This is a genomic window from Aequorivita lipolytica, from assembly GCF_007997135.1.
GTDB lineage: Bacteria > Bacteroidota > Bacteroidia > Flavobacteriales > Flavobacteriaceae > Aequorivita > Aequorivita lipolytica.
The window spans coordinates 95,158-115,708 of record NZ_VORU01000008.1 but is presented as its reverse complement, the minus strand read 5'-3'; the positions used below and the strand labels follow the sequence as shown (position 1 = coordinate 115,708).

The following is a 20,551-nucleotide window of genomic DNA, read 5'->3' as shown; positions in this document are numbered from 1 at the left end:
TCGTTTTATGAATGCCACTTTTCTACAAACTCCAATAGACTACCTTAAAGGCGTTGGTCCAAACCGGGCAGATTTGCTGAAAAAAGAGTTGGGCATTCATACATTTCAAGATTTATTAAATCTTTTTCCGAACAGATATTTAGACCGAACTCAGTATTATAAAATTGCACAATTACAGCAAACCAATGCGGAAGTCCAAATTATTGGTAAAATGACCCACATTAAAACCGTAGAACAAAAACGAGGCAAAAGACTCGTCGCTACGTTTATTGATGAAACTGGCTCGATAGAATTGGTTTGGTTTCGCGGTCAAAAATGGATTCGGGAAAATTTAAAACTGAACGTTCCTTACGTAATCTTCGGAAAAACGAATTATTTCAATGGTAGTTTTTCAATGCCACACCCCGAAATGGAATTGCTGGACGCGCACGAAAAAAGCATTCGCTCTGCTATGCAACCTGTCTATCCTTCCACCGAAAAGTTGGGGAACAGTGGCATAACAAATAGGGTGATAAATGGACTGATGCAACAGCTGTTTTTGGAGAGCAAAAATGCCTTCGCCGAGACCCTCTCAAAACCACTTTTGGAGCAGCTTAAATTAGCCTCAAAAAAGGAAGCACTTTTTAACATACATTTTCCAAAAAGCCAGGCGCATTTAGCGCGCGCAACATACCGATTAAAGTTTGAGGAATTGTTCTACATTCAACTTCAATTAATTCGGAAAAACCTCATCCATAAATCTAAAATTAAAGGCTATACTTTTGATAAAATTGGACACAATTTCAACACCTTTTTTTCGGAACATTTACCCTTTGAATTGACCGAAGCACAGAAGCGGGTGATCAAAGAAATACGAAACGATTTGGGAAGCAACGCGCAGATGAACCGACTTTTACAAGGCGATGTTGGTTCTGGGAAAACAATAGTAGCGTTAATGTCAATGTTAATAGCTATTGACAACGGTTTTCAAGCTTGTTTAATGGCACCTACTGAAATTTTGTCAGTACAGCATTATACAGGTTTAGTTGAATTATGTAAAAAACTGAATACCAGTATTGAATTGTTAACGGGCTCAACCAAAACTTCAAAGAGACGAGAAATCCATGAAAAACTGGAAAATGGCGAATTAGACATCCTAATTGGCACTCATGCGCTGCTCGAAGATAAGGTAAAATTTAAAAATTTGGGGCTTGCAATTGTAGATGAGCAGCACCGTTTTGGGGTAGAACAACGCAGTAAATTATGGCATAAAAATGAGTACCCGCCACACGTACTTGTAATGACCGCCACCCCCATCCCCCGCACCCTTGCCATGAGCGTTTATGGCGACCTAGATATTAGTGTAATTGACGAGCTTCCGCCAGGCAGAAAAGACATCAAAACTGTGCACCGTTTTGACGCAAATAGACTGAAGGTTTTTCGCTTTATGAAAGACGAAATTTCAAAGGGCAGACAGGTGTATATTGTGTACCCTTTAATACAGGAAAGTGAAACCATGGATTACAAAGATTTGATGGACGGATACGAGAGTATCGTACGCGAATTTCCACAGCCAAATTATCAAGTTTCCATAGTTCACGGACAGATGAAACCTGCCGATAAAGAATATGAAATGAACCGCTTTATAAAAGGCGAAACGCAAATTATGGTCGCCACCACGGTTATTGAAGTTGGTGTAAATGTTCCAAATGCCAGTGTAATGATTATTGAAAGCGCGGAACGTTTCGGACTTTCACAATTACACCAATTGCGTGGTCGTGTGGGTCGTGGTGCCGAACAGAGTTACTGCATTTTAATGACTAGCCATAAACTATCTGCAGATGCAAAAACCCGTTTGGAAACCATGGTGCGCACCAGCGACGGCTTTGAAATTGCCGAAGTAGATTTAAAACTACGCGGCCCCGGCGATATGATGGGCACCCAACAAAGTGGTGTACTAAATCTTCGTATTGCTGATATAATAAAGGATTCGGAAATATTGAAAATCGCGCGTAGCTATGCAATGCAAGTATTGAAAGCTGACCCCAACCTTTCTTCCGAAGAAAATATTCCTATAAAAAATACCTACGCACAGCTTGTGAAGTACCGTAATATCTGGAATTATATTTCATAAATTATCACTAAAATTGCTTTCTTTTCACTGAGATAAAAGTTACGAAGGAGAGATCTGCAATTAAGACATTCCACTGATGGAAAGAACATATACTAATGTAAGATAAAACTCTCTTAAATTAGGGGGATTTACCCCTAACCTAGTTCATATATTTATTGTAATTTGTTGTAATTTGTTGTAAACTAAATATATATGGATCAAAACAGCCAATCTTAAGCTAAATGAAATGTTTCAAACGCATGTTCCATCCAAGATTCTACAACCCTACATTGCATTTTATTATACCATAAAATGCAAGAAGACCGATTATGACAATATAATAAGTGAGTATAATTTACCCAGTGGTTTTGGACATATGGGGTTTCACTTTTGTGGTTCTTTTTATGTAGTTCAAAAAAAAGGAGAACAAGAACTACCGAGATTTTACACCGTAGGCCAGCAAACCCAACACTACTATATGAATTCTGACTCGTCCAAGGTAGATCTCTATGCTGTAACGTTTAAACCAACAGGGTTATGGCATTTTTTTGGATTGGATATGCCATCAATTACAGATAAGGCAATTGCAACTACTTCACTCTTTAATAATAATATTCAGAAATTTACCAAGCAATTTGATTCTCAACAAGGCGATAAATTAAAGATTAAGCTTATTGAAAATCTTTTAATTAATCATTTATTAACGGTAAATCCGCAATTAAATGTAATTGATTCTGCAATACAAAGAATAAATGAAACTTACGGTTGTTGTTCAATTACAGAACTTATAAGTTATTTAGGAATTAACGAGCGCTACTTTCAAAAACAGTTTAAAAAAATGGTCGGCATCACTCCCACAGTATACAAGCGCATCGTGCGTTTTAATTATATGTTTGCAGAAATAAAGAACGAAACTCCAATCGATTGTAAGGCCTTAATTGCACTATTTAATTATTACGATTTTTCCCATTTCTCCAAGGATTTTAAAAAATATTGTGGCGCCTGTCCTTCTAAATTTCATATTGAAAAGTTCAAATTTCTTCAAGAGCTTATGGCTTCAAAAGCTTTTCTCAACCCACCACTATAAAATTCTCCCCCACTATATAATTGATTTCCAGATACTAAATGGCGGTTTTATACAACTCAATATTAGATTTTCCAATTACATTTAAACATCTTAACTCCCAATTACTAATTATTAAAAGAATATTAACCACTTTAAAATTATCATTATGGGACAATTCAACTTTATCCATTCCGGAGTAAAAACAGCCGAAAACTATTTTACAATTCACGTTGGACCATTCGAATTTAACAACAATAATAGATGTGATACTCGCATAAAAAGGCTTCGATTTAACAAAATGAAAAAAAATCTAACATTTATTTTATGTCTTTTCTCTTTAGTGTGCCTTGGTCAAAACACCCCACCACAAATTGAAATTACCGATTTAACGGAAGATGAAACTGCAAAAACCCTTACCGTTAATTATTCTTTAAGCGATGCTGAAAGTGATATATGTGAAGTGTGGCTAAAAATTTCCTTAGATGATGGGATCTATTTTGAAACAATACCACAAGCTAACATTACTGGAGATATCGGTACAGGTATAAATCCTGATCCAACACTTTCTCTAACTTGGGATTATTCAGACCTAACTGTAGGAATTAGAGATGTAGATATCAAACTATTTGCCTCAGATAACCAAGCAGTTGATATTGCCGAAATGGTCAGTCAAGTAGATGAAGCAAGGTTATTGAGCGACTTACAATTTATTGAAGGTGAGCGGCATTATTTAACGGCTCCTGTCCATCTGGAAGAAGTACGCACATTTATTGAAGATGCTTTTACGGATGCAAATCTTCAAACCGAACGCCAAGATTTTGTAGTTTCTGGTACGGGAGGTACGACGATGCAGAATATCCTGGGTCGCCAACCTGGTGCTAAAGATGAAGCCACTACCTATGTCATCGACGGACATTTTGATGGGGTTTCTGGCAGTCCAGCGGCAGACGACAACGGCTCGGCAGTAGTAGGAACACTTGAAGCATTGCGCATATTGTCGCAATATTCCTTTGAACATTCCATTCGTTTTATTGGTTTTGATGCTGAAGAAAGTTTTTCGGCCAGCGGTAGCGATAAGTACATTTCCGATGGCATTAAACCTTTTGAAGATTTACAGGGAACTTTAAATATGGAGATGATTGGTTTTTATTCTGATGAAATAAATTCGCAAAGTTTGCCTGTAGGTTTCGGCACGCTATTTCCAGATGTTGCCCAAGCGGTTGAAGATGATGAGTTTCGAGGTAATTTTCTGTTTGGATGTGGCAACACCACATCAGATCCTTTATTAGCAGCTTTTGTAAGTGCTTCTGAAACGTATGTTTCGGAATTAAGGGTTCTTACTGTCTCTGTACCTGGTAATGGTGAAGTGACCCCAGATCTTCGTAGAAGTGATCATGCTGCTTTTTGGGATGCAGGTTTACAGGCGTTGATGCTTACAGATACTGCCGATTTTAGAAACCTTAATTATCATACTTCTGGCGATACCAGTAATACACTCAATTTTGAATTTATGAGGGATGTTGTTAAAACAATTTTGGCTACAGCCGCCGAACTAGCCGTACCCATTAGTGCAGGTTCTGACGAAGCTGATTTATCTATTTGGCTGAGTGTTGGCGAATACGATCCGCAGTTTGTGGCAAAAATATTTATATTTCCCAATCCTTCAAATGGACTCTTGTCGTTACGGGTTGAGAACGCTAAATCTGGGTTTACCTCACATGTCGAAGTTTATGACTTAACTGGAAAACGCGTGTATCAAGATGTTCTAAAATTTTCAGCAGGGACTAGCGATTCCGAAATCAATCTACAGCATTTAGCTAAGGGCTCTTATATACTTAAGCTGAAATCTGAAAATGCCACAAAATCCCTTGGTTTTATTATTGCGGATTGATTCGTAATTCGAAGATAAAAGCCAAAAGTCTTCTTCTGTATAACTGTAGAAGAAGACTTTTTTATAATTATAGCTACAGCTAATTAAAAGAACTAAAGACTGGAAATCTTCTTTTTTAGCAATCTCAAATCCTGTTACCGTATTCTTTAAAACTTCTTCGCTATCTGCAAATTCTGATATTCTCAACCATCTTTATGCATTACGAAGAAAACATTCCTATAAAAAATACGTACGCACAACTTGTAAAATATCGAAATATTTGGAATTACATTTCTTAGCGCAATAAATTTGTTGCGAAATAATTCAACATTTTTTCTACTTCGGAATACTTGTTCTCTCCCACTTTTATATCTGTGAGCCTCGGTAAATGTTTGGCGAAATAAATGTGGTCGTTAGACATTTCAAATAAGTTGCTGGCCAAAGCATACGGATATTCAAATGAAGGATTAATTTCTGTGATCACTCCCGCAACCATTGTTATTAATTCCTTATAATTTTTAAAAAAACCCTTGCCGTTCTCCTCGTCAACTTCTTTTGTATGGTAAACTTTGAGCCCTTCGGATATAATAACACTGTGGAGCTTGCTTTCGTCCACATAATCAGTGGTAGGGTTGTCTGCCGAGGCAGAAACAAAGGAATTGATTATTATTTCAAGCTTTCTCTTTGGGTCGTCTATATTCAATGTATTTATCTTAATAAGATAGGCAACCCACTCCCAATACCACGAAACTAAATAGATAAGTAGTAAGTGCTTATTTTCAAAATAACGATAGATGGAAGCTTCGGTAGACTTCATTTCTTGAGCTAACTTCTTAAAGTTAAAAGATTCAAAACCAATATCTTCAATAAGCAAAATACTGTGCTTTATTATGTTTCGTCCCAATGCGGAATCTTGTGGATCTCTCAAATAAATCCCTTCATTAAGAGAAATTTTAATTTCAATTGCCATATACCTGCTGTTTCAAAAAACAAAGCTAACCAATTTAAAATGATAGCCAAACATCGAAACATAATATTTTTACTATTTATTATGATAGTTATACTATTATTTAAAAAAGTATTTTTATATTTGACCCATATTAAATATAAAACAAACACTAAAACCCATAAAATGAAAACAATGAAAACTACATTTCCACTCGCTGTAACACTTTTAATCAGCACCTCGTTACTATTTTCTTGTAAGGAAGAGTCTAAAAGAGCAGAAGATACAGCAATCGTACAACAAACAATTGAAGAGCCACAAGCCGTTACGGATGTTATGACAAAGGAAGACCAAGAAAACCTTACGCCACAAATGGTTATTGATGATTTTAAGGCTGGTAACGAACGCTTCGTTAACCAAAAAACTACAAATCGTAATCACGGGGAGCAAATACGAAAAACCGCATTGGCTCAATACCCGAAAGCAATTGTATTAAGCTGTGTAGACAGCCGCGTACCCGTTGAAGATTTATTTGACCAAGGCATTGGCGACGTATTTGTAGGCCGTGTAGCAGGAAATTTTGTAAACGAAGATTTACTGGGAAGCATGGAATTTGCAACCAAGGTAGCTGGAGCCAAACTTGTAGTCATTCTGGGTCACAAATACTGTGGCGCGGTGAAAGGCGCCATTGATAACGCTGAACTTGGAAACTTAACAGCTATGCTTGAAAATATAAAACCTGCAGTAAAAGCTGTGGAAGAACCACAAGACAAAGCGATCAGAAATTCAAAAAATGACGATTTTGTAGAAGCGGTTTCTAATAAAAACGTACTTCTAAATATTGAAAAAACACTTGCACAAAGCCCGGTATTGGCAGAAATGCAAGAAAAGGGCGAAATTAAAATTGTTGGGGCAACTTATGACCTGTCTACTGGAAAAGTAACCTTTTTTGAATAACACATTATAAAGAGTGGTCAAAAAAAATGCATTGATTTAGATTAGTTTGTTTTTTTAGCATTATTGGCCACTCTTTTTTTTTGTCCCAAATTTAAGTATCAAAAAACTTTACAAAAAAATAAAATGAAGAAACACTTTTTATTATTGGCTTTGCTTTTGCCGTTTTTGGCGATTGGCCAAGACAGTAACTTCGGAAACTGGATTATTTATTTCGGAAATAAAAAAATTGACAATAAATGGAACTTGCATCACGAAGTTCAATACAGAAACTATAACGCCATTGGCGATCTTGAACAACTATTGCTTCGCACAGGCCTAGGCTATAATCTTACCGAAAACAACAACAATTTACTGCTAGGTTACGGCTATATTTTAAGCGAAAACTACATTGGTACAACAGACGATAAAAACTCGGTAAACGAGCATAGAATTTACCAACAATTTATTACCAGACAACAAATAAACCGCGTTGGTGTTCAGCACAGATATCGCTTTGAGCAACGTTTTGTGGAAGCTGATTTTAAACTCCGCTTTCGTTATTTTTTAGGTCTAAACGTGCCTTTAAACAATGCTGAAATAATTGACAAAACAATATATTTTTCGGCCTACAACGAAATTTTCCTAAATACAGAGAACAATGTTTTTGACAGAAACAGACTATACTCGGGCTTGGGTTATAAACTGAACAAATCATTAAAGTTTGAAATTGGCTATATGAACCAGTTTCTAGCCGGAGGTAAAAATAGGGATCAGTTGAACCTTATTACTTTTTTCAATTTCTAAAACACCCCTATGCCAACCAGTAAAATTTTAAGTCCTTTTCAAAAATTCACCAAAATTGAAAGTTTCAGCGGTATTTTGCTGATGCTAGCCACGGTTATTGCGCTTATCTGGGCAAACTCGCCATTTTCCGATAGCTACGTTTCGCTATGGAACTCAAAGGTAGGTTTCAGCTTTACGGGTTTTGAACTTTACAAACCGCTATTGCTTTGGATAAATGATTTATTGATGGCCATCTTCTTTTTTGTAATTGGTCTGGAAATAAAGCGTGAGTTTTTGGTAGGCGAACTCAATTCTACAAAGAAAATGGTTTTTCCTTTGGTGGGCGCCTTGGGCGGAATGGTGCTTCCTGTGCTTTTCTTTATACTCATAAACCAAAACCCTGACACTGCACGTGGCTGGGGCGTACCAATGGCTACTGATATTGCCTTTGCTTTAGCAATACTAAAATTACTGGGAGATAAGGTGCCTATGGCGCTCAAAATTTTTCTTACCGCATTCGCCATTATAGACGATATGGGTGCGGTGCTAATCATCGCCATTTTTTACAGCGGAAACATACAAATAATGATGCTACTTTTTGCTTTGGTACTATTGGCGGTGCTTTATTTTTTATCGTATAAAGGTATTTACTCAAAATTTTTATTGGTGCTAGTAGGCGCTGTAGTATGGTTCTTATTCTTGAAAAGCGGAATACATCCTACAATTGCGGGACTCCTTTTGGCGTTTTCGGTGCCCTTGCGGCAGAAAATAAATACAGAAACTTTTATTGGTTCGTTAAACTATATTTCAGAAAAGATAAAAATCAACCCAGAAAAAACGAAACCCGTGCTTTCTGAAGTACAAATTGAGGCAATAGACAATCTTGAAGATTGGACGACAAAATACCAATCGCCACTGCAGCATTTAGAGCACCGTCTTCACGATTGGGTAGCCTATTTTATAATTCCGCTTTTTGCATTGGCAAATGCCGGAGTGGTACTTAATACAGATATCCCGCTAGACCAATCTCTCATTATAACCATCATCATCTGTTTGGTTGCTGGAAACAGTATTGGCATTACGAGCTTGGTCTTTTTGGCGAAAAAACTAAAGTTAATCACTATGCCCAAGGAAATTAATATGAAGCATATTGTAGGAGTTTCCTTTATAGCTGGAGTAGGCTTCACTATGGCCATTTTTATAGCCAGTCTTGCCTTTGCAAACAGGCCGGAATATTTAGACTCAGCCAAAATAGGCATTCTTATTGGCTCATTAATTTCTGGTGTTATAGGTTATTTAATACTAGCCCGAACATCGAAAAAAAATACAAACACCCAAAAAATATAGCTATGCAAAAATATAAATTGCTCATCGTTTTAGTTATTGTGTTAGTGGCATTCTTAACCTCTTGTGAAAATGGCATCAGCGCTGTAGAAAGCCAGTTAAACAATCTTACTAACAAAGCGAACCAGCTAGATTCAGTAATTAACACTGAAATGGATAAGGTTATAAAACTCGATTCAATAATTAATCTGGAAGACCTAAAGATTAAAAAACTAGACTCAATAGTGGAAAAAACGTCATCAAACCTTGATTCTATTTTGAACAAATATAAGTGACAGTAAATTCTGGTATCGATTCTAAGACGGAGTTTTGGGATTTCGATTTTAAAAATAAAAATGAATCCCAAAAGAATGCTATGAACGGTTCAGAAAAAAATTTCATTTTTTAATCGCTGAATCTCCAGCAAAGTTTGAGAATATCTATCATAAAACTATAATAATGGATAGTGTCCAGTTAAAAATTATTGAAACGGTTGTAGTCTTAGCGGCATTTGCTTTAACGCTTTTTATTACGTCCAAATTGGTAAATAAAACTGTATCAAACAATTTGTTGAAAAAGGTAAGAGGCAAAATCATAAAGAAAGTCATCAACCTGATCAACATTTTAGTTTGTTTAATAATAATCTTAATAATTTGGGGAGTTGACCAATCAGAATTAGGTGTTTTTATAGGGTCGTTATTAACTGTTTTAGGGATAGCCTTGTTTGCCCAATGGTCAATCCTTTCCAATATAACTTCCAGTATCATAATATTTTTCAATCATCCTGTAAAATTGGATGATACAATTACCATAATTGATAAGGACTACGAAACCGAAGGAAGGGTGAGCGATATTGGTATTTTTTTCATTATCCTTAAAACGAAGGAAGGAGAGCAAATAACAATACCCAGCAACGTTTTTATTCAAAAAATGATAAAAAAGAAAATAAATGATTAAGTCCATTTTAGCAGTTGTTGCAATTTTCATTCTTGGAAATTTTTCCAATAGTTTATTCGCTCAACAAAAGTTTGAAAAGGAAAGTCGTTTAGCACAAAGTGATGTTCCGATGAATGCTTTAAATTTTATAGATTCTTTAAAATTGAAGAATAAAGTAAAATGGTATTTGGAAGAAGGGCTGGAAAGGAAAAGTATCGAAGCCAAATTTAAAAGAAACAGAAAAAAACACAGCGTTGAATTTGATGCACTCGGAAATATTGAAGATGTTGAAATTGAAATAAAATGGGATGAATTAACAACACCACTTAAAAATTCAATAGGCACAAGACTGCAAAAAGATTGTATTAAGCACAGAATTAACAAAATCCAAATACAATATACAGGAAATCAAATACCGTTGTTTTTAAAATTATTATCTGGAAAACCAACTGAAGATTTGACCGTTAAATATGAAATAATAGTCAAGTGCCGTTCCGAAAAAAGCACTGAATTATTTGAATACCTTTTCACAGATAAAGGACACTTCGTTTTGGCATCCCAAATAATATTTAAACCCAGCTATCATCTTGAATATTAATAAATTTCATATAGCCACTTTTATTGTGTTCATTCAATTTTTAAATAGTGCATCGGCCCAAAGCACCTATCAGTTTGGGCTGTTGCCATCCATAAATTTAAATTATAAATTAGAAAATGACTGGTCGCTCATCTCAAAAATAGAGTCACGCCAACTTTTACAATCAGGAGAATTCAACGGCAGTACTGAAAGCCAGTATAACTACATTCTCACTGACATTTCAATGATTACCGCCAAAAAAGTTGGTTTGAATTCTCGTGTTGCTGGTGGTTATCTTATTAGGCTTCGAGAAGAAAAGTTATTTCATAGATTTATTCAGCAATATACTGTAGTGCAAAGATTGAGTGCTCTTAGGTTGGTACACCGTTTCTCAACAGATCAAACGTTTTCCAAAGAAGAAAAACCAGAATTTAGATTAAGATATCGCATTGCTTCAGAAATCCCATTAAATGGAGAATCAGTGGACCCACAGGAATTCTATTTTAAATTTAATAACGAATATCTTAACAGTTGGCAGGATTCAGACTATGACCTTGAAATACGACTTGTTCCACTATTAGGATATAATTTGAAAAATAATGATAAAATAGAGGTGGGTATGGGCTATAGGGTTAATTCATTTCTGGACAATACTACCCGCCATAGTTTTTGGACGAGTATAAATTGGTTTTTAGAAATATAACCTTCTCAGAAGAAAAATCTTTTCAGAGAATCAAAACGCAGCAATTTAAAGCCTTGCTTGCTTACTTGAATGGGTAGCTGAGAAGTATTTAATTATTTATTTCCTTATGTTACCGCAATTAGATTAATACATATCTTCGGGGCTTTCAAAAGAAAAATAGTATGATTGTATCACTGCTTTTAATAGTTCTTGGATTTGCAGGCTTAATATTTGGCGCTAATTGGCTAGTGGATGGCGCTACCTCATTAGCGAAAAAGTATAATATTCCAGATTTAGTAATAGGCTTAACTATTGTTGCCTTTGGAACTTCTGCCCCTGAGTTGGTTGTAAACTCCATCGCTTCAGCAGACGGTCTTTCAGATATTGTTTTGGCAAACGTAATAGGCAGTAACAACTTCAACTTATTTATAATATTGGGATTAGCAGGTTTAATTTACCCAATAACCGTTCAGTCTTCCACAGCTTGGAAAGAAATTCCCGTCTCGCTTATAATTACTATCGCTTTAATGGTGCTAGCAAATAATTTCTTCATGGATGGAGATTCTGAAATATCAAGACTAGACGGGCTTATTTTACTGGTACTTTTTGCAGGCTTTTTGTATTATATGTTTAGACAGTTAAAAATGGATAATACCGATGTTGTTGTGCAGGTAAACAAATCTAATACAAAAATTTGGGGCTTAATTTTAATTGGTTTTGCAGGTCTTGTAGTAGGTGGAACTTTGGTGGTTGACAACGCCATAGCAGTAGCCACCGAATTGGGAACCAGTCAAAAAATAATTGGTCTAACCATAATTGCCGCCGGCACTTCATTGCCCGAATTAGTAACTTCAATAGTCGCCGCCGTTAAAAGAAATAGTGATATTGCCATAGGTAATGTTATAGGCTCAAACATATTTAATATACTGCTGATTGTTTCAGTTAGTTCATTTATAAATCCGATAGCATACAATCAGAACTTTAACCAAGACTTCGCAATACTAATTGGAGGAACTATATTTCTAATAATTTCCATGTTTATAGGAAAAAGAAAAAAACTGGACCGATGGGAAGCCTTACTGTTATTTAGCTTTTATTTAATTTATACTGGCTATTTAGTATTTAAAGAAATTTAAAAAACAATTAATTACAGGAGCCGCCAGATTTCAACACCAACGTCGCAGAGCGCACTACCCTGAAAAGATAAATTTGTATATTTGGAAACTACGCATAATAATAATGCGAAAACTTGGGCGTGGCCAACCGTGCTGACGGGATAATCCCAATAAAGTTGATTTAAATGAACTGTTATGGAATTAAAACCGATTAAATCTGAAAAGGATTACCGAAATACACTTGAACGTCTTGAAATAATTTTTGATGCTCCGGTTGATACAAAAGATGGCGGTGAGGCAGAAATCCTATCATTGCTGATTGAAAATTACGAAAACGAACATTATCCAATTGAAGCACCTGACCCGATCGAGGCAATAAAAATAAGAATGGAGGAACTAAATATGCGCCAAAAGAACTTGGTCGGAATAGTAGGTGGAAAAAGTCGAGTGTCAGAAATCCTAAATAGAAAGAAGAGATTGACTGTAGATATGATTAGGGAACTGGAACGAATACTTCAGATTTCCGCATCGGTTCTTGTCAATAACTATCAGCTTTCAAAAAAATAATAAAGGATACCAAAGTATCCCATGAATACTAATCCCGTTACCCACAACTATGGAACAAACAGAATTCTTAGAAAAAAATATATTTACTGATTTGAAAAACTTGAATGATGGATCCGACAAAGAGACCATTCAATATTTTTCTGAGCAGGATTTCGAAATCGTTCTTCAACGCGTTGAACATTTCGGGATTGGAGTTTATAAAATTGAAACATGGCAAAACGGAGAAGTTTCCGAGGTTGCCGCCCACGAAGATTTTAAAAAGAAAGCCACGGACCCAAAATGGTATAAAAAAGCATTTTTGACTTTTAAATCGCGTCAACCCGGACTTTCTTATTCCGCGACCTATAAAGTTTCCAATAAACTTTTAGCGAAGAATACTGCTTTGGACAACGAAGAGCTGAGCTAAAAAAAAACCTCTCAACTTTAATTTCAACTTGCTGCAATTTTCGCTTCCGTTTTTCTTTTTACCTTAAACTGCATACCGTCCGCTGCATTAATTTTCTTGCCAATTAAATTACTTATCTGTACTTTTAGGTTATGACAGAAGCCGCTATAGAAGAAGAAAAGAAAGAGCTCGCAAAGCAGTACAAACAGTTGCTGAAGATTAGTTACCGCACCCTTACCAGGGACGATAAAAAACTGATTCGCAGTGCCTTTGACCTTGCCGTAGATGCCCATAAAGAGCAACGCCGCAAAAGTGGCGAAGCCTATATTTTTCACCCAATCGCGGTCGCAAAAATTGTTGCCGCCGAAATCGGATTGGATGCCACGAGCATAGCCGCCGCCCTTCTGCACGATGTGGTTGAGGATACAGAATACAGTTTAGAAGATATTGAACGGTTGTTCGGTACCGCCGTAGCGCGCATCGTGGACGGCTTAACAAAGATCGCACACATCTCCATGTCTGAAGATGTTTCCATGCAAGCCGAAAATTTCCGAAAAATGTTACTCACGCTGAATGAAGACATTCGCGTAATTATCATAAAAATCGCTGATCGTTTGCACAATATGCAAACAATGGACAGCATGCCGCCAGACAAGCAGCGGAAAATTGCTTCGGAAACACTTTACATCTATGCACCCCTCGCCCACCGCATAGGACTTTATAATATAAAAAGTGATTTGGAAGATCTAGGTTTAAAGTTTACCGAACCAGAAGTTTACGCAGATATTTTAAGCCATATAAAAGAAAGCAAAGAAGAACAGGACGCCTATATTGATGCTTTTACGAAAGTGATAAAAGATTCCTTGGATGCCGAAGATTTGAATTACGAAATAAAAGGCCGCCCAAAATCCATCTTTTCCATAAGAAGAAAAATGCTGGCGCAGAACGTAAGCTTCGATGAGGTTTATGACAAGTTCGCAGTACGGATTATTTATAAGAGCAAACCAGAAAACGAAAAATTCTTCGCCTGGAAAATTTATTCTATTGTTACAGATCATTTTCGCCCAAACCCTATCCGTTTGCGCGATTGGATTTCTTCACCCAAATCAACTGGTTATGAAGCTTTACACATTACGGTTATGGGGCCAAAAGGCCGTTGGGTAGAAGTACAGATTCGCAGCGAGCGCATGAATGAGATTGCTGAAAAGGGTTTCGCAGCACATTACAAATACAAAAACAAAGAAAAGGACGACGGCGGACTTGAAAACTGGCTAGACAAACTGCAGGACACGCTGGAAAATTCAGAGATTAGTGCGGTAGATTTTGTGGAAGAATTCAAGCTGAATCTTTATGCCAAAGAAATTTTTGTATTCACTCCAAAAGGCGATTTGTACTCGCTTCCCAAAGGCGCAACTGCGTTAGATTTCTCTTTTCATATCCATACTGAAATAGGTATGCACACTCGCGGCACGAAAGTTAATGGGAAGTTGGTTCCTTTAAGCCACGAACTGAAAAGTGGCGACCAAGTGGAAATAATAACTTCTGAAAATGCCAAACCCACTGCCAACTGGTTAAACTACGCTACAACCGGACGTGCAAGGTCAAAAATTAAATCTTCCTTAAAAGACGAAAAGAAACAACTTGCCGAAGAAGGAAAAGTAGTTTTAGCTAGAAAATTGAAGTCTTTAAAATTGAACCTAGACGAGAATACGCTCAATCAATTAGTAGTTTTCTTTAAAGTGAAAACCAGCCTTGATTTGTACTATCGCGTGGGTGCAGGAATTATAGACAATCCAAAACTGAAAGATTTTGCTGCTTCGCGAAGCAATGCTTTTATCAGTTTCTTCAAAAACAGAATCAGAAAGCCAGACAAACCGGAAGATGTAAATAAAGAAGAAATAACCGAAAAGTTTGACCAGCTTGTTTTTGGCAAAAACGAAGACAAACTGGATTATAAAATGGCAAACTGTTGCAACCCCATTCCGGGTGATGATGTTTTCGGTTTTGTAACAGTAAATGAAGGCATCAAAGTTCATAAAACCAACTGTCCGAACGCGCTGCAGCTTCAAAGCAATTACAGTTACCGCATTATGCCCGCCAAGTGGATTGACAGTACTCAACGCGAATTTAAAGCTGTGTTGACAATTTCTGGTATTGACACTATCGGTTTGGTAAACGAGGTAACAAAAGTAATCTCAAACAATCTTCATATAGATATGAAGAGCGTTCACTTTGATAGTAATGATGGGGTTTTTACAGGTAAAATCATTGTGGTTGTAAAAAACAAAACCATTTTAACCAACCTTGTGGACAACATCAAAAAAATAAACGGAATTGATAAAGTTACTAGAGTGTAAAATTTGAGTAACTTTGCCCACTTAATTATGAGTTCAAAAACAGATATAACCAATCAGGCAATTGTAAAGAACGTTTTTACGGGTTTTCTTGAACAAAAAGGACACCGCAAAACGCCTGAACGCTACGCAATTCTTCAGGAAATTTATGATCACGATGACCATTTTGACATTGAGTCCTTGTACATAAATATGAAGAATAAAAATTACCGCGTAAGCCGTGCTACGCTTTACAATACTATTGAATTGCTTTTGGAATGTGGTTTGGTTCGCAAACATCAGTTTGGGCAAAACCAAGCACATTATGAAAAATCATATTTTGATCGTAACCACGATCACGTAATCCTTGCAGATGGCGAAGTGATTGAGTTTTGCGATCCGCGAATTCACAACATCAAAAAAACCATTGAAGAGGTTTTTAATATTGAAATAACCAACCATTCACTCTATTTTTACGGAAATAGAAAAACACCCGCCACAACCGATGACGGGAACAATCAATAGAAAATTATGGCAGTAGACTTACTACTTGGACTACAATGGGGCGACGAAGGCAAAGGAAAAATTGTTGATGTCCTAACAAAAAACTATGATATAATTGCGCGTTTTCAAGGCGGGCCAAATGCTGGGCACACCTTAGAATTTGATGGCCATAAACACGTGCTGCACACCATCCCTAGTGGAATTTTTCACGATGGTACTATCAACTTGGTTGGCAACGGGGTTGTAATTGATCCAGTGATTTTTAAAAGAGAACTGGACAATCTTGCCAAGTTCAATCTAGACCTTAAAAAGAGTCTACTTATTTCGCGTAAAGCGCACCTTATTTTGCCAACGCATCGCTTGCTAGACGCAGCTTCCGAAGCTTCAAAAGGAAAAGCAAAAATAGGGTCAACACTTAAAGGGATTGGACCAACATATATGGACAAAACAGGCCGCAACGGAATACGCGTAGGCGATCTGGAAATGGAAAACTGGCAGGATAAATACCGCGCTTTGGCAGATAAGCACGAAGCGATGATTGACTTTTACAATGTGGATGTACAGTACGATTTGGCAGACCTTGAAGCTGAATTCTTCAAAGCTGTTGAAGTATTGAAATCACTTACTTTTATTGATAGTGAGGAATATTTGCACCAAGCACAGCAAGACGGCAAAACAGTTCTTGCCGAAGGAGCACAGGGTTCATTGCTGGATATAGATTTTGGAACCTATCCTTTCGTAACGTCTTCAAACACTACTGCCGCCGGAGCTTGCACAGGTTTAGGAATAGCACCCGGAAAAATTAAAGAAGTCTTCGGAATTTTTAAAGCATACACCACCCGCGTGGGCAGTGGCCCCTTCCCTACCGAACTTTTTGATGAAGATGGCGAAACTATGGGCCGCGTAGGTAATGAATTTGGAGCAACCACAGGACGTCCAAGACGTTGTGGCTGGTTAGATTTGGTAGCTTTACGTTATGCAGTTCAAGTGAATGGCGTTACGCAATTAATTATGATGAAAGGTGACGTTTTAAGTGGTTTCGATACGCTGAAAGTTTGCACCGCTTACAATTATAAAGGAAAAACCATTCACCATTTCCCTTATAATATTGAAGCCGAAAATGTAACTCCAATTTACACCGAAATGAAAGGTTGGCAAGCAGATTTGACCAAAATGAACGAAGCTTCACAATTGCCACAAGCATTGAACGATTATATTGATTTCTTGGAAAAGGAACTGGAAGTGCCTATTAAAATTGTTTCCGTAGGTCCAGACAGAAAACAGACTATTCACCGCAATTAGGGATTAGGGATTAAGGATTAGAATTTTGAAATCGAAATAATCAATAAAATATCATTTGAAAATAAATTCGATATATAGTTTTTTTCTTCTTTTTCTTCTCTTCGGATATGGAACTACACTTACCGCACAAGAAAAACAAAAGGTCGATATACAGTCGGGCTATCTCGAATTACGGCCTGAATTTCCAGATGCTGCTATTTATACCAAAGACGAAACCGGACAGGTTTACATTATTCACGAAGGTGTTGAAATGTGGTGCGACCAAGCATTCGTTTATCTAAAAAGTAACTTTGTAAAGGCGTACGGCGATGTGCGAATATCGCAAGGCGATACTGTTTCTATGAACAGTAAATACGCTGAATACAACGGAAATACACAATTTGCTTTTGCCAGTGGCGATGTGGTTTTAACAGAACCCAAGACTACACTCAAAACAGATACATTATATTTTGACCGAATAAAGCAGCAGGCCTATTACAGAACTGGCGGGACGGTTCAGGACACAGCCAGTGTTTTGACAAGTCGCTCTGGAAGATATTTCGCCGAAACTAAAAAATATCAATTTCTTCAGAATGTAAAAATCGTTAACCCAAAATATACCGTACACAGTAACCAGCTCGATTTTTATTCGGAAACGGGAGCTGCGTATCTCTATGGACCTTCCACGATTGTGAGCGAAACCAGCACGGTATACTGCGAACGCGGTTATTACGACACGCGGGGTGATACTGGTTATTTCGTGAAAAATTCAAAAATAGACTACGAAAACCGAACGCTTTATGGCGACAGCATCTATTTTGACAGAAATAAAAGTTTTGCTTCTGCCACCAATAATATTAGGGTTTTGGACACTATAAATAAAAGTGTGATTCGTGGGCATTATGCTGAAGTTTTTCGTGAAAAAGATTCGGTTTTTATTACGAAACGCGCAGTTGCTATTACCGTTCGCGATGGTGATTCTATTTATGTACATGCCGATACGCTGCGAGTAACAGGAAAACCAGAAGACAGAATTTTAAAAGGATTTTATCGCGCAAGGCTTTTTAAACCTGGAAAAGAGGGCGACGATCCCACTAGCGGAAAGTGTGACTCGATTTACGTTAACGAAAAGCGAGGAATCACGAAATTACTCCGAAATCCCGTGCTTTGGAGTGGCGAAAACCAAATGATTGGCGACACTATACATATCCTTTCAGACACGATTACGGATAAACTTGATACCCTTAAAGTTTTCAACAATGCATTTTTGGTGCAAAAAGATAGTATGGGTTTCAATCAAGTAAAAGGTGAACGGCTTATTGGGCTCTTCACCAATAATGAACTGGACACTGTTAATATCGACAAAAATGCACAGGTAATTTATTATTCCCGAAACGATAATGATGACTTGGTAGGTATAAACAATACCGTTTCCAGTTCCATTCAAATGTATTTAGAAGAGCAACAAATTACCGGAATTCGATTTATAAAAAAGGCCGACGGAAAAGTGTATCCGCCTTCCATGCTTCCCGAGAATGCTAGGATACTTCCTGGTTTTCAATGGCGGGGTGAAGAACGCCTATATTCTGTGGAAGACTTATTTAAAGGAAAACCGGCGCCCATACTGCCGAAAATAACTGGAATTCCTTTGCCGAAAGACGAAGGCGAATTTTTTGAAGATCTTCCCGAAGATGAAATTCAACTTCCCGAAGAATCAAAACTAAGTCCGAAAGATTTGCAAAACCGTCCGGACGACCCAAAACCCGAAACTGAAAGCCCCCCAACCCCGGAAGGGGGCTAAAAATAGAACCCTAAAAACTTTGCAGCTTTGCGGCTTTGCGAGAGAAAAATTTACACGCAAAGGCGCGAAGTCGCCAAGGAATAATAAAATGAAAAACGATTTCTACAAATATCAGGCTCAAACAACGCCCCATCCTTTGGCATTGGAAATTTCGCACGCCAAAGGGAGTTATATTTATGACACTTCAGGAAAAAAGCATCTCGATTTTGTAGCTGGAGTTTCGGCCTGTACGCTTGGCCATTGCCATCCACGCGTTGTTTCAGCAATAAAAAATCAGGTGGATAAATATTTGCACGTAATGGTTTATGGCGAATATATTCAAGAACCGGCAGTTGAACTTGCAAAATTGCTTGCTGAAAATTTACCAAAGAATTTAAACACTACATATTTAGTTAACAGCGGTACCGAAGCCATTGAAGGCTCATTAAAGCTCGCCCGCCGCTCAACCGGAAGAACCCAGCTTTTATACGCAAACAACGCTTATCACGGGAACACGATGGGCTCCATGAGTGTGATGGGATATGAAGATAGAAAAAATGCTTTCAAGCCTTTGGTGCCAGATTGCTTCCCGATTAAATTCAACAACGAAGCAGATCTTCAAAAAATAACTTCAGAAACTGCAGCCATTATTTTAGAAACCATTCAAGGTGGCGCAGGCTTTATTCAGCCAGAAAATGATTATTTAAAAAAAGTACGAAAGCGCTGCGACGAAACCGGAGCACTTTTGATATTGGATGAAATTCAACCAGGCTTCGGACGCACTGGAAAACTCTTCGCTTTTGAACATTTCCACATTGTTCCAGATATTTTAGTGATGGGAAAAGGTATGGGCGGCGGTTTGCCAATTGGCGCATTCACAGCTTCACACGACGTTATGGCATTGCTTCAGGACAATCCAAAATTAGGGCATATTACCACTTTTGGCGGAAATCCCGTAATTGCGTCTGCCGCTTTGGCAACGCTTCAGGAATTGATAGAAACTGACATTATTCAACAAACACTTCAGAAGGAAAAACTTTTTAGAAAACTTTTGAAACATCCATTAATAAAGGAAGTTCGCGGAAGAGGCTTGATGCTTGCTGCAATGATGGAAACTCCCGAAATTGCTTCCGAAGTAATCCTCGCCTGCAAAGAGCGCGGCTTGATTCTTTTTTGGTTGCTTTTTGAAGGACGTGCAATCCGCATCACGCCACCATTAACTATTAGCAATGACGAAATTGCAGAAGGTTGCAATACGTTGCAGGAAGTATTAATTAGTTTCACAAAGCGTTAATTCGTTGCAAACCCTTTAATAATAGGAAATTATAGATTATCTTTCTGTTGATAAGTCCGTTAACAATAAAGGCGGCATAAC

The 20,551-nt window shown here is 37.4% G+C and carries 19 protein-coding genes; 18 read left to right on the top strand and 1 reads right to left on the bottom strand.

The genetic code is table 11. From position 1 onward, the window contains the following. The first annotated feature begins 7 nt into the window (after positions 1 to 7). The 3 genes from recG (at position 8) to ESV24_RS10425 (ending at position 5,049) form a co-directional block, all read left to right on the top strand. A complete protein-coding gene (recG, locus tag ESV24_RS10435) occupies positions 8 to 2,113 on the top strand; it encodes an ATP-dependent DNA helicase RecG (protein ID WP_111816205.1) in 2,106 nt (701 codons plus the stop codon). Positions 2,114 to 2,339: 226 nt separating this feature from the next. Continuing rightward, positions 2,340 to 3,179 carry a helix-turn-helix domain-containing protein gene (locus ESV24_RS10430; protein WP_111816204.1) on the top strand — a complete coding sequence of 280 codons (840 nt, stop codon included), beginning with the start codon at positions 2,340 to 2,342 and terminating at the stop codon, positions 3,177 to 3,179. 277 nt (positions 3,180 to 3,456) lie between these two features. Next, positions 3,457 to 5,049: a M28 family peptidase gene (locus tag ESV24_RS10425; protein ID WP_160110614.1), complete on the top strand. Its 1,593-nt coding sequence runs from the start codon at positions 3,457 to 3,459 to the stop codon at positions 5,047 to 5,049. A 274-nt stretch (positions 5,050 to 5,323) separates the two neighbouring features. Here the strand turns inward: ESV24_RS10425 and ESV24_RS10420 are convergent, their stop codons facing one another. Further along, positions 5,324 to 5,998: a TetR/AcrR family transcriptional regulator gene (locus tag ESV24_RS10420; protein WP_111816202.1), complete on the bottom strand. Its 675-nt coding sequence runs from the start codon at positions 5,996 to 5,998 to the stop codon at positions 5,324 to 5,326. Positions 5,999 to 6,169: 171 nt separating this feature from the next. On the opposite strand from ESV24_RS10420, the gene ESV24_RS10415 reads away from it, so the two are divergent. The 15 genes from ESV24_RS10415 (at position 6,170) to ESV24_RS10345 (ending at position 20,470) form a co-directional block, all read left to right on the top strand. Then, positions 6,170 to 6,931: a carbonic anhydrase family protein gene (locus ESV24_RS10415; RefSeq protein ID WP_111816302.1), complete on the top strand. Its 762-nt coding sequence runs from the start codon at positions 6,170 to 6,172 to the stop codon at positions 6,929 to 6,931. A gap of 123 nt (positions 6,932 to 7,054) precedes the next feature. After that, the gene (locus tag ESV24_RS10410; protein WP_111816301.1) at positions 7,055 to 7,714 is read left to right on the top strand and encodes a DUF2490 domain-containing protein; all 660 of its coding nucleotides are present in this window, start codon (positions 7,055 to 7,057) and stop codon (positions 7,712 to 7,714) included. A 9-nt stretch (positions 7,715 to 7,723) separates the two neighbouring features. After that, the gene (nhaA, locus tag ESV24_RS10405; RefSeq protein ID WP_111816201.1) at positions 7,724 to 9,040 is read left to right on the top strand and encodes a Na+/H+ antiporter NhaA; all 1,317 of its coding nucleotides are present in this window, start codon (positions 7,724 to 7,726) and stop codon (positions 9,038 to 9,040) included. 2 nt (positions 9,041 to 9,042) lie between these two features. Beyond that, positions 9,043 to 9,312, top strand: coding sequence for a hypothetical protein (locus ESV24_RS10400; RefSeq protein ID WP_111816200.1), 270 nt, complete (start codon positions 9,043 to 9,045; stop codon positions 9,310 to 9,312). 163 nt (positions 9,313 to 9,475) lie between these two features. Beyond that, positions 9,476 to 9,973 (top strand): mechanosensitive ion channel domain-containing protein, encoded by a 498-nt coding sequence (locus tag ESV24_RS10395; protein ID WP_111816199.1) that lies wholly within the window; start codon positions 9,476 to 9,478, stop codon positions 9,971 to 9,973. Next, positions 9,966 to 10,550 carry a hypothetical protein gene (locus tag ESV24_RS10390; protein WP_111816198.1) on the top strand — a complete coding sequence of 195 codons (585 nt, stop codon included), beginning with the start codon at positions 9,966 to 9,968 and terminating at the stop codon, positions 10,548 to 10,550. The genes ESV24_RS10395 and ESV24_RS10390 overlap by 8 nt, the downstream gene beginning before the upstream one ends. Next, the gene (locus ESV24_RS10385; RefSeq protein WP_160110613.1) at positions 10,540 to 11,232 is read left to right on the top strand and encodes a DUF2490 domain-containing protein; all 693 of its coding nucleotides are present in this window, start codon (positions 10,540 to 10,542) and stop codon (positions 11,230 to 11,232) included. The genes ESV24_RS10390 and ESV24_RS10385 overlap by 11 nt, the downstream gene beginning before the upstream one ends. Positions 11,233 to 11,393: 161 nt before the next feature. Further along, complete coding sequence (locus ESV24_RS10380) at positions 11,394 to 12,347, top strand: calcium/sodium antiporter (RefSeq protein WP_111816196.1); 954 nt, start codon at positions 11,394 to 11,396, stop codon at positions 12,345 to 12,347. A gap of 174 nt (positions 12,348 to 12,521) precedes the next feature. Beyond that, positions 12,522 to 12,893 carry a helix-turn-helix domain-containing protein gene (locus tag ESV24_RS10375; protein WP_111816195.1) on the top strand — a complete coding sequence of 124 codons (372 nt, stop codon included), beginning with the start codon at positions 12,522 to 12,524 and terminating at the stop codon, positions 12,891 to 12,893. A gap of 49 nt (positions 12,894 to 12,942) precedes the next feature. Beyond that, positions 12,943 to 13,299: a hypothetical protein gene (locus ESV24_RS10370; protein WP_111816194.1), complete on the top strand. Its 357-nt coding sequence runs from the start codon at positions 12,943 to 12,945 to the stop codon at positions 13,297 to 13,299. Between the two features lie 131 nt (positions 13,300 to 13,430). Then, positions 13,431 to 15,635 carry a RelA/SpoT family protein gene (locus ESV24_RS10365; protein ID WP_111816193.1) on the top strand — a complete coding sequence of 735 codons (2,205 nt, stop codon included), beginning with the start codon at positions 13,431 to 13,433 and terminating at the stop codon, positions 15,633 to 15,635. A gap of 27 nt (positions 15,636 to 15,662) precedes the next feature. Continuing rightward, entirely contained in the window at positions 15,663 to 16,136 is a 474-nt protein-coding gene (locus tag ESV24_RS10360; protein ID WP_111816192.1) for a Fur family transcriptional regulator, read from the top strand. A 6-nt stretch (positions 16,137 to 16,142) separates the two neighbouring features. After that, the gene (locus tag ESV24_RS10355; protein ID WP_111816191.1) at positions 16,143 to 17,417 is read left to right on the top strand and encodes an adenylosuccinate synthase; all 1,275 of its coding nucleotides are present in this window, start codon (positions 16,143 to 16,145) and stop codon (positions 17,415 to 17,417) included. Positions 17,418 to 17,472: 55 nt separating this feature from the next. Next, complete coding sequence (locus ESV24_RS10350) at positions 17,473 to 19,197, top strand: OstA-like protein (RefSeq protein ID WP_235004033.1); 1,725 nt, start codon at positions 17,473 to 17,475, stop codon at positions 19,195 to 19,197. A gap of 88 nt (positions 19,198 to 19,285) precedes the next feature. After that, positions 19,286 to 20,470, top strand: coding sequence for an aspartate aminotransferase family protein (locus ESV24_RS10345; protein WP_111816190.1), 1,185 nt, complete (start codon positions 19,286 to 19,288; stop codon positions 20,468 to 20,470). Positions 20,471 to 20,551: the final 81 nt, after the last annotated feature.

Excerpts from the sequence above, each read along its gene's own strand:
- ESV24_RS10360 (WP_111816192.1), top strand. The coding sequence starts at position 15,663 with ATGAGTTCAAAAACAGATATAACCAATCAGGCAATTGTAAAGAACGTT.
- ESV24_RS10420 (WP_111816202.1), bottom strand. The coding sequence starts at position 5,998 with ATGGCAATTGAAATTAAAATTTCTCTTAATGAAGGGATTTATTTGAGA.
- ESV24_RS10345 (WP_111816190.1), top strand. The coding sequence starts at position 19,286 with ATGAAAAACGATTTCTACAAATATCAGGCTCAAACAACGCCCCATCCT.
- ESV24_RS10365 (WP_111816193.1), top strand. The coding sequence starts at position 13,431 with ATGACAGAAGCCGCTATAGAAGAAGAAAAGAAAGAGCTCGCAAAGCAG.
- ESV24_RS10375 (WP_111816195.1), top strand. The coding sequence starts at position 12,522 with ATGGAATTAAAACCGATTAAATCTGAAAAGGATTACCGAAATACACTT.
- nhaA (WP_111816201.1), top strand. The coding sequence starts at position 7,724 with ATGCCAACCAGTAAAATTTTAAGTCCTTTTCAAAAATTCACCAAAATT.
- ESV24_RS10390 (WP_111816198.1), top strand. The coding sequence starts at position 9,966 with ATGATTAAGTCCATTTTAGCAGTTGTTGCAATTTTCATTCTTGGAAAT.
- ESV24_RS10380 (WP_111816196.1), top strand. The coding sequence starts at position 11,394 with ATGATTGTATCACTGCTTTTAATAGTTCTTGGATTTGCAGGCTTAATA.
- ESV24_RS10425 (WP_160110614.1), top strand. The coding sequence starts at position 3,457 with ATGAAAAAAAATCTAACATTTATTTTATGTCTTTTCTCTTTAGTGTGC.
- ESV24_RS10370 (WP_111816194.1), top strand. The coding sequence starts at position 12,943 with ATGGAACAAACAGAATTCTTAGAAAAAAATATATTTACTGATTTGAAA.
- ESV24_RS10410 (WP_111816301.1), top strand. The coding sequence starts at position 7,055 with ATGAAGAAACACTTTTTATTATTGGCTTTGCTTTTGCCGTTTTTGGCG.
- ESV24_RS10395 (WP_111816199.1), top strand. The coding sequence starts at position 9,476 with ATGGATAGTGTCCAGTTAAAAATTATTGAAACGGTTGTAGTCTTAGCG.
- ESV24_RS10355 (WP_111816191.1), top strand. The coding sequence starts at position 16,143 with ATGGCAGTAGACTTACTACTTGGACTACAATGGGGCGACGAAGGCAAA.
- recG (WP_111816205.1), top strand. The coding sequence starts at position 8 with ATGAATGCCACTTTTCTACAAACTCCAATAGACTACCTTAAAGGCGTT.
- ESV24_RS10430 (WP_111816204.1), top strand. The coding sequence starts at position 2,340 with ATGTTTCAAACGCATGTTCCATCCAAGATTCTACAACCCTACATTGCA.
- ESV24_RS10415 (WP_111816302.1), top strand. The coding sequence starts at position 6,170 with ATGAAAACTACATTTCCACTCGCTGTAACACTTTTAATCAGCACCTCG.
- ESV24_RS10400 (WP_111816200.1), top strand. The coding sequence starts at position 9,043 with ATGCAAAAATATAAATTGCTCATCGTTTTAGTTATTGTGTTAGTGGCA.